This is a genomic window from uncultured Oscillibacter sp., assembly GCF_910579365.1.
Lineage (GTDB): Bacteria > Bacillota > Clostridia > Oscillospirales > Oscillospiraceae > Oscillibacter.
Genome location: NZ_CAJTUX010000034.1, coordinates 1 through 11,759, shown reverse-complemented (window position 1 = coordinate 11,759; position 11,759 = coordinate 1). Strand labels below are relative to the sequence as shown.

Sequence of the window (11,759 nt, the reverse complement as noted above, 5' to 3'; positions counted from 1 at the left end):
GTTTACAGAAAAGCCGGGAATTTCTCTGCCAAGCCACAGTTGACACCGCTGAATTTGTTGCCGATATAAGCGTTGATGGAAACAAGAGGTCAAACCGAGCATCAGTCCTCCATATTTGAGGTCGCATGACCAATTACACAAAAATCTTGCGAAGATGCCGGTATTCCAGCAAAAAACCGTTTTCCGTTTCCCCGGCCCGCACTGCGGGACGGCGTCATCCGGCGTAGCGGCACAAGACGCCGCGCCTTTCTCCTGCTTTGAGAAAAATTCCGCTGCGCATGCAGATCCAAAAAATTGACTGCCCGCTCTTTGGATACACCGGCTCAATCCGCAAACCGTTCAGCAACATTTGGCATTTTGCAGGCGCCGCGAGAATACACTCTCTCAAAATCCATCCCACTCCTCTCCCCCCAAAAGACATTTGCCAAATCTCCGCCCTTACGGTATAATCCCCATAACACCACTATACTGGAGGAGAGGCTCCATGGCAAAAATTCTGGTTGTGGAAGACGACCTGGCCCTGAGCGCGGGGCTGTGCTTCGCGTTGGACGAGGCCGGGCATCTCACCGCCGCGGCCTACACCTGTCAAAAGGCCCGCCAGCTCTTGAAAACCGACCAATTTGACCTGGTAATTCTGGACGTAAACCTTCCGGACGGAAACGGCTTTGATCTCTGCCGGGAGTGCAAATCCTCCGCCCCGGAGCGGCCGGTCGTCTTTCTGACCGCCAACGACCTGGAGCGGGACGAGCTGAACGGCTTCGACCTGGGCGCGGACGACTACATCACAAAGCCCTTCCGTATCCAGGTTCTCAAGCGCCGGGTGGAAGCGGTCCTGCGCCGGGGGACCGCCGGCTCCGACTGCTTTGACGACGGATTCCTGCGTCTGGATTTCCGGGCCCTGACCGCCGCGCGGAACGGAGAACGGCTGCCCATCACGCCAAACGAGTACAAGCTCCTGCGGCTCCTGACCGCCAATGCCGGGGCGGTGATGACACGGCGGCTCCTGCTGGAAAAGCTGTGGGACATCGGCGGCAATTTTATCGACGACCACACCCTCACCGTGACCATGAACCGCCTGCGCGCCAAAATCGAGGACGCCGGACATACCTACATCCAAACCGTCCGGGGCATGGGCTACGTCTGGACAGGAGCCCAGGAATGAAGCGGGACAGCACGGCGCAAATGCCCCTTCTTATCATTTCGGGAGCAATCCTGCTGATCCTGCTGGGACTCCTGGAGCTCCCAGCCGCGCTTCTGCGCCCGGCGGCGGTTGGTTTGGGAACGACGATTCTGCTTCTGGCCCTTTTGTGGAAACGCAGCCAGGAGCGGCGGGAGTCCGAGTTTGCCAACAGCATCTGTGAGACGCTGGATGCCCTGATGAACAGCCGGGAACCGGAGAACTACCGCCCCTATGAGGACTCCCAGCTCTCAAAGGTACAGGGAAAGCTCCTGCAATACCACGACCGGACTCAGGCGGGCCGGCGGCAGAGCAAGGCGGACAAACAGATCATCCAGGAGCTGGTCAGCGACATCTCCCACCAGGTAAAAACTCCCATGGCCAATATCCGGATGTTCACAGACATCCTGCGCCAGCAGGAGCTGCCGGAGGAAAAGCGGGCGGAATTTCTCTCCACCCTGGCGGCGCAGGTCCATAAGCTGGACTTTCTCATGCAGTCCCTTATCAAAATGTCCCGCCTGGAAACCGGGACGTTCGCCCTGCACATGGAGAATGCCAGCCTGTACGACACCATCGCCCAGGCGGTGGGCGGCATCCTGGCCGCGGCGGACCGGAAGCATATTCGCATTGACGTAGACTGTGACAGCCGGGAGACCCTCTGGCACGACCCCAAGTGGACGGCGGAGGCCCTGGGAAACCTCCTGGACAACGCGGTCAAATACACACCGGAGGGGGGATGCGTCCATATCAGCGTCCGACCCTGGCAGTTCTACACCCGGATCGATATCACGGACACCGGGATCGGGATTCCCTCCCAGCACTACAACGACGTATTCAAGCGCTTTTACCGGGCGCAGTCCTCTGCCGCCGCAGAGGGCGTGGGGCTGGGACTGTATCTGGCCCGGGGGATCGTCACCCGCCAGCGGGGCTATATGACCCTGAAATCCGAGGTGGGAACGGGCTCCACCTTTTCCGTGTTTTTACTGCGATAAACGAGGCGCTTTATGGACATTGTCACCGTTCAAAATCTAAAAAAACACTTTGGCGCGGGTCCCCGGCAGGTGAAGGCCGTGGACGGGATTGACCTCTCCATCGAAAAAGGAAAGCTCACCGCCGTCATCGGGGCCTCCGGCAGCGGAAAGACCACGCTTTTGAATCTGATCGGCGGATTGTACCGACCTACAGAGGGAACCGTCACCGTGGACGGCGTGGACCTGGGGACGCTACGGGAGGAGGAGCTGACGGTCTTTCGCCGCCGGAGGGTAGGCTTTGTCTTTCAGGACTGCAGCCTGGTGCCGGAGCTGACCGTCCGGGAAAATATCCTGCTCCCCTTGGCGCTGGACGGCTCCAGGCCGGACAGGGCCTTTTTCACGGAACTCGCCGGATTGCTGGGACTTGGGGAGAAGCTGGACTGCCTCCCCTATATGCTCTCCGGCGGCGGCCAGCAGTGCGCCGCCATTGCCCGGGCGCTGATCACCCGGCCCTCCATCATTCTGGCCGACGAACCTACGGGGAGCTTTGACGCTAAGACCAGTCAGAATGTGGCGGGACTTTTGAAGATGACCGTGGATGTCTTTCACCAGACATTGGTGATGATCACCCACAATCTGGAGCTTGCCCAGCTGGCCGACCGTGTAGTGCGCCTCCAGGATGGGCGCATTGTACAATAATCCCATCATCCGCCAGCGTCCCGCATTTTATCGGGGCGCTGGTTTTGCTGTCCACGGAAAAGGCACAAAACTGTAACACTGCTGTACCACAATTGTGACATTGGGCTGGTATGCTGTGGCCAGCAAGAGATTCAGGAGGAACTTCCCATGGAAGACATGCTGAAAACCCTGACCCGGCGGAGCTTTGCCGCCAGCCGGGTACGGAACTGCATTGCGGTGCTGGCCATCGCCCTGACGGCGGTGCTCTTCACCGCCATCACCACCATTGCCCTCGGCACGGTGGAATCCTTTACGCTGACCCTCCAGATGCAGAAAATGAGCCGGTCCGACGGCGAGGTCCGCTACATGACGGCGGAGCAGTTCCAGGCCCTGGGGCAGGCGGACTTCATCGAGGCGGCGGGACTGCGGATGCCGGTGGCCTACCTCAGCAGCGCCGTCCGCCACAACATTGAGTTCAACGTCGAGGACGAAACCCAGGCGGAGCTGACCTTCTGCACGCCTACCCACGGCAGACCGCCCGCCGCGCCCAATGAGGTGGTCGCCTCGGATCTGGCCCTGCGGGACCTGGGCGTGGAGCCGGAAACGGGGGCGGAAATCACCATTGCGTTCACCGCCCACGGACAGGAGTACGCGCTTCCCATGGTGGTATCCGGCTGGTATGAGGCCCTGGGCAGTCAGCTGAGCGTTATGTGGGCCGGAACCGCCTTCCGGGATGCCCACCCGGAGATCTTCCGGTATACCTACCGCGAGGACGGCGATATGGCCGGGACCTATTTCTCCGATTTTACCGCCCGCAGCACCCTGGGCCTGGAGAAGAAGCTCCGGGACCTGGTCTGTGACCTGGGCGGCGAACCCGACGACCAGACGGCCCCCAACTATACCCCGGCCACCGTAAACCGGGCCACCAACGTCCAGCCCAGCCCCTTCCAGATTGCCGCGGCGGCGGCCTTTGCCGTGTTGTTCATGGTCTGCGGCTACCTGCTGATCTACAACGTGTTTGACATCGCCGTCATGCAGGACATCCGCCGCTTCGGCCTCTACCGGACCATCGGCATGAGCCGCAGGCAGGTGCGTACGCTGATGAACCGGCAGGCTCTCTGGCTCAGCGGCATCGGAATCCCCCTGGGGATGCTGGTTGGTTTTTTCATCGGAAAGGCAGCCCTGCCCCTGATTATGAACACGGTTGATACCGAGTACAAGTACCTATCCACCGGCGTCTCCCCCTCTCCGGCGATCTTTCTGACAGCAGCGGCCCTGACGGCGCTGACGGTCTTCTGCAGCACCCGCAAGCCCATCCGGATTGCCGCCAACACCCCGCCCATCGAGGCCTTCCGCTATGTGGAGAGCGGCGGCGGGCGGCGGGCCTCCCGCCGGAGCGCTCCGGGGGCCGGCATTCCCCGGCTGGCCTGGTCCAATCTGGGACGGAACCGGCGGAGAACCGGGTTCATCGTGCTGTCCCTGATGCTGTGCGTGGTGCTTTTAAACTGCGTGGGCACGGCGGCAGACAGCATGGACGTGGAAAAGGAAACTGCCTTCATGATCCGGACGGATTTCGCCGTGGTGAATGTGGTCAGCGCCAGCAACACCAAGGGGTTTATGTGGCGCTCCGACGCGCTGCGGGCAGAGACCATCGCAGACATTGCCGCCCGCCCCGGCGTCACCGGCGGCTCGGTGATCTATAAAAACACGGTGGAGGACACCAACGTCACCTATGATTTCGGCCATCCCATGACGGGAGAGACTTTTGAGAATCCACACAGCGGCCTCACCTTCGGGATCGACCAGTACAGGAGCTTTGGATTGGGAGACGACGGGCGCATGCTCTGCAATGTCTATGGGATGGAGGAAACCGCTCTGGCCCGGATGGATCTGCGGGAGGGAGAGACCGACGCCCATGCCCTCTTTCAAAAAATGTCGGCCGGCGAGGGCGTCCTGGTTGGCGTGCATGTGAACCGCGGGGACATGTCCCTGGTGCCGGAGCTGGATCTGGCGGATGTCGGCCAGCGCATCACCGTCTATAAAAACGGCATGGTGGTAATGGAGCTGCCCGTGCTGGCAAAGGCAGCCCTCACCACAGACGATGTGGGGATTGGGTATACAGCCTATGACATCGGCGGAGACGGTCTGACCCTATACCTCCCCGCCAGCGTTTACAGGACGCTGTACGACGCCCCGGCGGTCTACAAATACTCCTTTAATGTGGAGGACGGATACGAGGCGGAGATGACGGCGTTTTTGGAGGACTACATGGAGACGGCCGATCCCGGCATGAGCTACCTCTCCGCCCAGGCTGCCCGGGAGAGTTCTGAGGCAACCCAGCGGATGATCCGCCTTGTGGGCGGATTCGTGGGGCTGATCTTCGGCCTCGCCGGAATCCTGAATCTGACGAATACACTCATCACAACGATTCTCACCCGCCGCCGCGAGTTTGCCGCCATGGAGAGTGTGGGTATGACCCGGCGGCAGCTGACGGGCATGATGGTGTGGGAGGGCGTTTATTACGCGGCGGGGGCCTGCCTGCTGGGGCTGGTCCTGGCGGCGGCGCTGGACCTGACGCTGGTAAAAAGCATGGTGGACTCCATGTGGCAGTTTACCTTCCGCTTCACCCTGGCCCCCGCCCTGGCGGCCAGCGTCGTGCTGCTGGCGGTGTCCGCCGTTGTCCCGGCGCTGGCCCTGCGTTATTTCCATAAGGGCAGCATTGTGGAACAGCTCCGCGCCGCGGAGTGACATGAAAGGAGACGCGTTATGGAGAGCATCTTAAAGGCCGTTGGCCTTAAAAAGTACTACGGCGCCGGCGACACCCAGGTCCGCGCCCTGGACGGCGTGGATCTGGAGATCGAACGGGGGAAGTTCACCGCCATCATCGGCACCTCCGGCAGCGGAAAATCCACTTTGCTGAATATGTTGGGCGGGCTGGACACCCCCACGGAGGGAAGCGTCCAAATCGGCGGCACGGAGCTGGCGCGGCTGGACCGGGAACAGGCCACCATCTTCCGCCGCAAACAGATCGGCTTTGTCTTTCAAAACTACAATTTAATCCCGGTGCTGACGGTGTGGGAGAACATCGTATTTCCCCTCTCCCTGGACAGGCAGAAACCGGACCGGCCCTTTATCATGAAAGTGGTGGAGCTGCTGGGGCTGGCGGAAAAGCTGGACAGCCTTCCAGGCTGCCTCTCCGGCGGCCAGCAGCAGCGGGTGGCGATCGCCCGGGCGCTGGCATCCAAGCCCGCCATCATTCTGGCCGACGAACCCACGGGGAATCTGGATTCCAGGACCAGCGATGATGTGATGGGACTGCTGCGGATGAGCAGCCGGGAATTTCACCAGACCATTGTGATGATCACTCACAATCCGGAAATTGCGCAGATGGCAGACCGTATTGTGCGGATTGAGGACGGACGGATTGTGGCTTGAGGGGTGATGCGGCCGGTTTGCGGCACGGACCCATAAACTGACCCAGAACGGGAAATTTCTCTGTGGAATCAGTGAAATGGGTAGCATGAAAGGCCGTTTATATTCTGGACGAACAGCATCAAATGGAGCGGAAAGCCCACGGCATCAGGGGATCAGGCCGCCATTGCCGGGGCGCAGAAAGCCCGTGTGGACCTTATGCACCGCGAAAAGATCGACCGCCTCCTGGATACCTATGCCCGAAGCCGCCCCGGAACGCAGAGGGAGCAGACCTGGCTGTGGGACAGGCTGGAGGCCCTGAGCGTATGGGAAAGCGCGGCCCTCGCCGCCAGCCTCATCCCCGAGGAATCTGCCCCTGATTCCGGCTCCGTGTTCCAGTTCAACTGGGCTTTTTGCTGGTCCCCCCTGGGCGCGACCGCTCTGGCGGGCGGCGGCATGGGTACGGCCCTGTTTCTCAAACGGCGGCATGAATCTGAGGAAGGGACGGAATGACGGCCGTTACTTCTGCTTTAAGTAGGCGCCCAGTTTCTTGTCTTCCACCCGGATATGGTTGATCAGCACCGCCACATGCTTGTTCAGCGCACCCAGGTCCGCTACCGAAGGTCCCGACGCCGGGATTTTTGCGGCAATCTCACGGAGCGTCTTTTTATAGCCCGCGTGAAATGCCTTGTGGGCGGGCATCCCCGGATAGCCGCTTTCCTGCTGAAGCTGTTCCTCATGGCTGAAATGCTGGTCCACATAGCCAATCAGAAATTGAATGGCAGGCTCCATGGCGGCGCGGCCCTGTCCTTTTCCGCAGGAGTCCAGCAGTTGGTTTACCGCCTGAAACAACTCCTGATGCTCCCGATCGATTATGGCGTTGCCAGTCTCCAGGTCCTTTGTCAGCTCATACCTCATGTCTTCATTTCTCCTTTGACAATCGTTTTCTAAAATCAGGAATATCTATAGCAATCCTCAGAAATACTGACAGCAGTTCGGCAGATCCAGGCAGCACATCACCGCGTCTTCCTCCTTGACGGGCGTCAGCCCGCCTGTGTCGTCATCCTTGTGCTGTACCGCCTGGATTCACCTCCTTTGCTGTCATTATTTTTGAGGATTGCTATAGATTATAAAATGCCGTCACCCCAAGGTCAAGAGGGGCGGCGGCGAAAAGGACGCATTATGAAAAGGCATCTGCTTCTGACGGCGCTGGCATTGCTGGTTCTCGCGGTTTCCGCCGGGGCGCCGGAGTACAGCATCGACCCGCCCGCCGGGGCCGACTGGTTCCGATTCACCGGCATCACCCCAGCCCTGGGACCCAACGTGGCGGACGTCTGCCGGGAGGTGTGCAAGGCCGCCAAGGACATCTTCGGCATCGAGGCCGAGGCCACGGATATTACCGCCGGGGAGATCAACCGGGAAGGCTACAAGAGCGTTGCCAAGCAGTTGGCGGACAAATTTGGCTTTGAGAAGGCTGCCATTACCCTCCAGGAGTCCCACTCCGCCTTTGACAACGGCTGGAGCGCCATGCTCTACGACGCGGCTTCCTATGAATACTGCTTCTCCAAGAAGTATGAGCTCCACATCATCGACCGGGTGGGCGGCGGCGACAGCTTTGGCGGCGGCCTGATCTACTCCCTGAATCCGGCGGACAACGCCCAATTGGGGGCCCTGCCGGGCTGCTTCCAGTCCGACAAGATTCCCGGCAAGATCCAGCACGGCTCCGACTGGTGGCTCAACGGCACCAAGAGCGGCATGGAGGAGCAGATGAAGTCCCTGGCGAACCTGGGCCTTCTCGGCAACTTCGTGGGGATGCTGACGGACTCCCGGTCCTTCCTCAGCTATGCCCGGCACGACTATTTCCGCCGCATTCTCTGCAACCTCGTGGGAAATTGGGTGGAGAACGGCGAGTACCCCAACGACGAGGCCGCCCTGCGGGAGATCGTGGAGGGCGTCTGTTACGCCAACGCCGCCCGGTATTTCAGCCTGTAAGAGAGGAATCTTAAAACCATGGAAATCAGTGCGCGGGAGCGGTCCCTGAAATCGGTGGACTACAGCTTTTTGAAGATCAAGCAGTTCTGGCTGGGAGCGGCGATGTCCGGATCGTGGTCGACGAACCAGGTGCGCCAGAAGGGGAACCGCTTGACACGCCGGAGGCCATGCTGGATAACCTGTTTAATGACATTATCAATGATGTTGCTGCCCCTCGTTCAGCTACCCATCTTGACGAGGCCCATACCCTGACGGAGAGCGAAGAAGCAGAGTGCCGCCGTAAGATTACCGCTATCCTGGAACAGATTGAGGGCAGAGCGGACGAATACCTTGACTACCTGGACGAGTATATCAAAGACTACCAGGAGCGTTACAATGGGGATGATGAATAAAGTCTGCGCCTTTACCGGCCACCGTCCGAGCAAGCTGCCATGGCGGTACAATGAAACGGACAGCCGGTGCGTGGCGCTGAAAACGGTGCTGACAGAGCAGATAACCGCTCTGATTGAGGCCGGTGTCACGCAGTTTTTATCCGGTATGGCCGAAGGGACAGACATTTTCTGTTCGGAGATTGTGCTTGCCCTACGTGAGAAAAATACCAAGATAAAACTTCACTCTATCCTTCCCTGCACATCATCGCGTCTTCCTCCTTGACGGGCGTCAGCCCGCCTGCGTCGTCATCCTTGTGCTGTACCGCCTGAATCCACCTCCTTTGTTGTCACTATTTTTGCGGATTACTATAGAATGGCGGAGGCAGTGGCAGGATATATGGTTGGGAATCAGTTCCGGGTCCGTGTTCCGGGCCATTTTTACCTACTTATCCAAAATATAAGCAACTCCGCCGCGGGTCAACTTTTCCCCGCGTTTGTTTTGGGATGCAATGTATAAAGGGTGGTTTTACCATCCAAATACACATTGGCTGACGGCTCATTTGTGGCAGAATGACACAGGCTGGAGGGGGGATTTACCAGCAGGAGGAAAGCGAAGCGGGAGCGTCCGGGGATGACCTGGGCGCTCTGTTCTCTTTGCCGGCCCTCTCGAGATCGGGCGCACTCCAAAGTTTTCAGCGAGAACGCCTATGCCGCCGCCCTGGAGCCGAAGGAGCTGTATGAGGTTGCCGATGCGGAGCATATCGACCTTTATGACCGGACGGATCGGATTCCCTTTGATAAACTGGCCGGTTTCTTCAAGGCAAATTTGAAATAACAGGTGTGGACTATGAGCAAATCCGTTTTAATCATCTCCACCAGTCCCCGTAAGGGCAGCAACTCCGATGCGTTGGCAGAGGAGTTCGCCAGAGGCGTACTGGAAGCGGGGAATCAGGTGGAAAAAATCCAGCTTTATGACAAGGCTATCGGCTTCTGCAAGGGATGTCTGATCTGCCAGAAAACCAAGCGCTGCGTCATCCGTGACGATGCGGACACCATCGCCCAGAAAATGCTCACCGTTGATGTGATAGTCTTTGCCACGCCTATCTACTACTACGAGATGTGCGGCCAGATGAAAACCATGCTGGACCGGACCAATCCCCTGTATCCAGCTGATTACGCCTCCCGGGATATTTACTTGCTGGCAGCGGCGGCAGACAAGGACAAGAGCGCCATGGATGGGGCCATCAAGGGCCTGGAGGGCTGGATTGCCTGCTTTGAAAAGGTCCGTCTTGCCGGAACCATCTTCGGCGGCGGGGCGGATGCTGTTGGAACCATCCAGGGCAATCCCGCGCTGAAGGAAGCCTATGATATGGGCAGGCGTGTGTGAGGAGGAATTCTCTTGAAGTACAGGTTTTTGGCCCTTGCAGCACTGTTCTGCCTCATGGTTTCTCTGACGGTTCCTTCTCGTGTGGCAGAATCCGCCGGTTTCTTTGATGCAGACAGCGGCTCCAACTACAGTGAGGCCATCCGATAGGCGGCAGAACAGGGATATATCAACGGCTATCCCGATAGGCGCTTTGGCGTGGACGACCCTGTGACCCGCGCCCAGCTTGCGGCAATCTTCTATCGGGCAGCGGGCAGTCCTGCTGTCTCTGGAGCAGTCCGGTTCCCCGATGTGCGGGCCACAGCCTATTATTTGAACGCCGTCAGCTGGGCAGAGGAGCGCGGATTGATCAGCGGCTACCCTGATGGACGTTTCGGCGTGGATGATCCCGTGACCCGCCAGCAGGTGGTTACAATTCTGTGGCGCTGGGCTGGTAGCCCTGACGCCTCCAGTGAAGGCTACACAGACGAAAGTGCCATTGCCGCTTACGCTCAGACAGCGGTAGACTGGTCACAAAGCAAGCATATCCTCGCCGAACGGGAAGATGGCCGGTTTGCACCCAATGACCACGCCGCCCGTGCAGAGGTTGTCTCCGCGTTGTATCAATACAGAACCGGGCCTGATTCCGTGGACCTGGGAAACCAGGAATCCAATGAAATTGGGGAGGACACTATGCCGCGGCTGAAAATTGAAGCAGACGGGCAAGTTTTTACCGCCACATTGTTGGATAATCCCACCACGCGGGCCTTGCTGAACCGTCTGCCCATGACAGTCAGTATGGGGGAACTGAATGGAAACGAAAAATACTGCTATATACCGGATTCCCTGCCGACCGATTCTCATAGACCGGGAAATATCCATGCCGGAGACTTGATGCTGTACGGCTCTGACTGTTTGGTGCTGTTTTATGAGAGCTTTTCCAGCGGGTACAGCTATACCCGTCTGGGTAGTATTGACGATCCATCCGGCCTTGCCGCCGCCTTGGGACGCGGAAGCGTTGACGTGACCTTCCAAGTGAATTGACGTTGCATGATATACCGCAATATCCTGCCTGCGGCGCCTGCTTTGGGCAGCCTGCGGGCGGGATGTTGTGCGTTTGCGGATATGGATGATTGCGTTTTCCTGAACACATAGGCGGCGGGCATAAATTCGTACTCAAAGCAGGTATGTCATGGTTCCGCCAAGCTTTAGCCATACTTTACCTTCCTGTGGTATGTTGTTCAAAGGTATTTGGTGATAGAATATCTTTACAGAACAGGAGAAGCGGCCATGCCAAAAAAGAAGAAACAGACAAAAGCGGAGCGACGGGAAGCCCGCCTCCGCAAGGCTCGGCAATGGATACTGACGTATGAGGGAAGTCATATCGTCCGCGCATACCGCCGGCGATTCAATGTGGATAACACCTGCGCTATGAAGGATTTATCCGAAATCGGCGTTTTGTCACAGGAAAAACTGGCAGAAATGAAACGGGCAGGACAAGTCCGCTTGGAAAATCTGCGAAAAAAGCGTGAGGAAAAAGAACTCCAGAATTATAATGAACTCTTCCCTGATTCCGATGTCCGATTTTTTTATATTGCTGGGTATACTTCCGGCGGAGCCCATACGGAGTGACCTGGGAAGAGATGGGCTTTGGCCCGTGGGGATTGCCGGAGAATGAATTGTAGTTGGAACATTTCCGCCAATACAGAGCCTTTCTGAGATGATAAAATAGACCCATATTCTAGATAGTGTCGTCAATAAATGAGGAGCCAAATAGCAATACAACGAATTTGGAC

The 11,759-nt window shown here is 58.3% G+C and carries 14 protein-coding genes and 1 pseudogene; 14 read left to right on the top strand and 1 reads right to left on the bottom strand.

Features of this window, described 5'->3' with window-relative positions:
* The first annotated feature begins 484 nt into the window (after positions 1–484).
* The 6 genes from QZ329_RS09255 (at position 485) to QZ329_RS09230 (ending at position 6,750) form a co-directional block, all read left to right on the top strand.
* Positions 485–1,162, top strand: a complete 678-nt coding sequence (locus QZ329_RS09255) for a response regulator transcription factor (protein ID WP_295751514.1) — start codon at positions 485–487, stop codon at positions 1,160–1,162.
* Positions 1,159–2,169 carry a HAMP domain-containing sensor histidine kinase gene (locus tag QZ329_RS09250; RefSeq protein ID WP_295751511.1) on the top strand — a complete coding sequence of 337 codons (1,011 nt, stop codon included), beginning with the start codon at positions 1,159–1,161 and terminating at the stop codon, positions 2,167–2,169. Before QZ329_RS09255 ends, QZ329_RS09250 begins: the two co-directional genes overlap by 4 nt.
* Positions 2,170–2,181: 12 nt before the next feature.
* Positions 2,182–2,847 carry an ABC transporter ATP-binding protein gene (locus tag QZ329_RS09245; protein ID WP_295751508.1) on the top strand — a complete coding sequence of 222 codons (666 nt, stop codon included), beginning with the start codon at positions 2,182–2,184 and terminating at the stop codon, positions 2,845–2,847.
* Positions 2,848–2,994: 147 nt separating this feature from the next.
* The gene (locus QZ329_RS09240) at positions 2,995–5,574 is read left to right on the top strand and encodes an ABC transporter permease (RefSeq protein ID WP_295751505.1); all 2,580 of its coding nucleotides are present in this window, start codon (positions 2,995–2,997) and stop codon (positions 5,572–5,574) included.
* An 18-nt stretch (positions 5,575–5,592) separates the two neighbouring features.
* On the top strand, positions 5,593–6,261 hold the full coding sequence (locus tag QZ329_RS09235) for an ABC transporter ATP-binding protein (protein WP_295751502.1): 669 nt from the start codon (positions 5,593–5,595) through the stop codon (positions 6,259–6,261).
* Between the two features lie 186 nt (positions 6,262–6,447).
* Entirely contained in the window at positions 6,448–6,750 is a 303-nt protein-coding gene (locus QZ329_RS09230) for a hypothetical protein (protein ID WP_295751499.1), read from the top strand.
* 6 nt (positions 6,751–6,756) lie between these two features.
* On the opposite strand, the gene QZ329_RS09225 is transcribed toward QZ329_RS09230, so the two are convergent.
* Entirely contained in the window at positions 6,757–7,155 is a 399-nt protein-coding gene (locus tag QZ329_RS09225; RefSeq protein WP_295751496.1) for a hemerythrin family protein, read from the bottom strand.
* 216 nt (positions 7,156–7,371) lie between these two features.
* On the opposite strand from QZ329_RS09225, the gene QZ329_RS15625 reads away from it, so the two are divergent.
* The 8 genes and pseudogenes from QZ329_RS15625 to QZ329_RS09185 all read left to right on the top strand — a co-directional run bounded on the left by QZ329_RS15625 (position 7,372) and on the right by QZ329_RS09185 (position 11,595).
* Entirely contained in the window at positions 7,372–8,229 is an 858-nt protein-coding gene (locus QZ329_RS15625; protein WP_365351754.1) for a glucuronate isomerase, read from the top strand.
* Between the two features lie 167 nt (positions 8,230–8,396).
* Positions 8,397–8,621: a hypothetical protein gene (locus QZ329_RS09215; RefSeq protein WP_295751493.1), complete on the top strand. Its 225-nt coding sequence runs from the start codon at positions 8,397–8,399 to the stop codon at positions 8,619–8,621.
* Positions 8,605–8,883 (top strand): SLOG family protein, encoded by a 279-nt coding sequence (locus tag QZ329_RS09210; protein WP_295751490.1) that lies wholly within the window; start codon positions 8,605–8,607, stop codon positions 8,881–8,883. Before QZ329_RS09215 ends, QZ329_RS09210 begins: the two co-directional genes overlap by 17 nt.
* A 348-nt stretch (positions 8,884–9,231) precedes the next feature.
* Positions 9,232–9,435 (top strand): alpha/beta hydrolase, encoded by a 204-nt coding sequence (locus QZ329_RS09205; RefSeq protein ID WP_295751487.1) that lies wholly within the window; start codon positions 9,232–9,234, stop codon positions 9,433–9,435.
* 12 nt (positions 9,436–9,447) lie between these two features.
* Positions 9,448–9,987: a flavodoxin family protein gene (locus QZ329_RS09200; protein WP_295751484.1), complete on the top strand. Its 540-nt coding sequence runs from the start codon at positions 9,448–9,450 to the stop codon at positions 9,985–9,987.
* 159 nt (positions 9,988–10,146) lie between these two features.
* Positions 10,147–10,560: pseudogene (locus QZ329_RS09195) on the top strand (S-layer homology domain-containing protein); the annotation flags it as partial.
* A gap of 96 nt (positions 10,561–10,656) precedes the next feature.
* On the top strand, positions 10,657–11,007 hold the full coding sequence (locus tag QZ329_RS09190) for a cyclophilin-like fold protein (protein WP_295751567.1): 351 nt from the start codon (positions 10,657–10,659) through the stop codon (positions 11,005–11,007).
* Positions 11,008–11,253: 246 nt separating this feature from the next.
* On the top strand, positions 11,254–11,595 hold the full coding sequence (locus QZ329_RS09185; protein WP_295751481.1) for a hypothetical protein: 342 nt from the start codon (positions 11,254–11,256) through the stop codon (positions 11,593–11,595).
* Positions 11,596–11,759 lie beyond the last annotated feature (164 nt).

Coding starts and splice junctions, on each gene's coding strand:
- QZ329_RS09240 (WP_295751505.1), top strand. CDS start 2,995: ATGGAAGACATGCTGAAAACCCTGACCCGGCGGAGCTTTGCCGCCAGC.
- QZ329_RS09245 (WP_295751508.1), top strand. CDS start 2,182: ATGGACATTGTCACCGTTCAAAATCTAAAAAAACACTTTGGCGCGGGT.
- QZ329_RS09250 (WP_295751511.1), top strand. CDS start 1,159: ATGAAGCGGGACAGCACGGCGCAAATGCCCCTTCTTATCATTTCGGGA.
- QZ329_RS09210 (WP_295751490.1), top strand. CDS start 8,605: ATGGGGATGATGAATAAAGTCTGCGCCTTTACCGGCCACCGTCCGAGC.
- QZ329_RS09205 (WP_295751487.1), top strand. CDS start 9,232: ATGACCTGGGCGCTCTGTTCTCTTTGCCGGCCCTCTCGAGATCGGGCG.
- QZ329_RS09200 (WP_295751484.1), top strand. CDS start 9,448: ATGAGCAAATCCGTTTTAATCATCTCCACCAGTCCCCGTAAGGGCAGC.
- QZ329_RS09235 (WP_295751502.1), top strand. CDS start 5,593: ATGGAGAGCATCTTAAAGGCCGTTGGCCTTAAAAAGTACTACGGCGCC.
- QZ329_RS09185 (WP_295751481.1), top strand. CDS start 11,254: ATGCCAAAAAAGAAGAAACAGACAAAAGCGGAGCGACGGGAAGCCCGC.
- QZ329_RS09225 (WP_295751496.1), bottom strand. CDS start 7,155: ATGAGGTATGAGCTGACAAAGGACCTGGAGACTGGCAACGCCATAATC.
- QZ329_RS09255 (WP_295751514.1), top strand. CDS start 485: ATGGCAAAAATTCTGGTTGTGGAAGACGACCTGGCCCTGAGCGCGGGG.
- QZ329_RS09190 (WP_295751567.1), top strand. CDS start 10,657: ATGCCGCGGCTGAAAATTGAAGCAGACGGGCAAGTTTTTACCGCCACA.
- QZ329_RS15625 (WP_365351754.1), top strand. CDS start 7,372: ATGCCGTCACCCCAAGGTCAAGAGGGGCGGCGGCGAAAAGGACGCATT.
- QZ329_RS09215 (WP_295751493.1), top strand. CDS start 8,397: ATGCTGGATAACCTGTTTAATGACATTATCAATGATGTTGCTGCCCCT.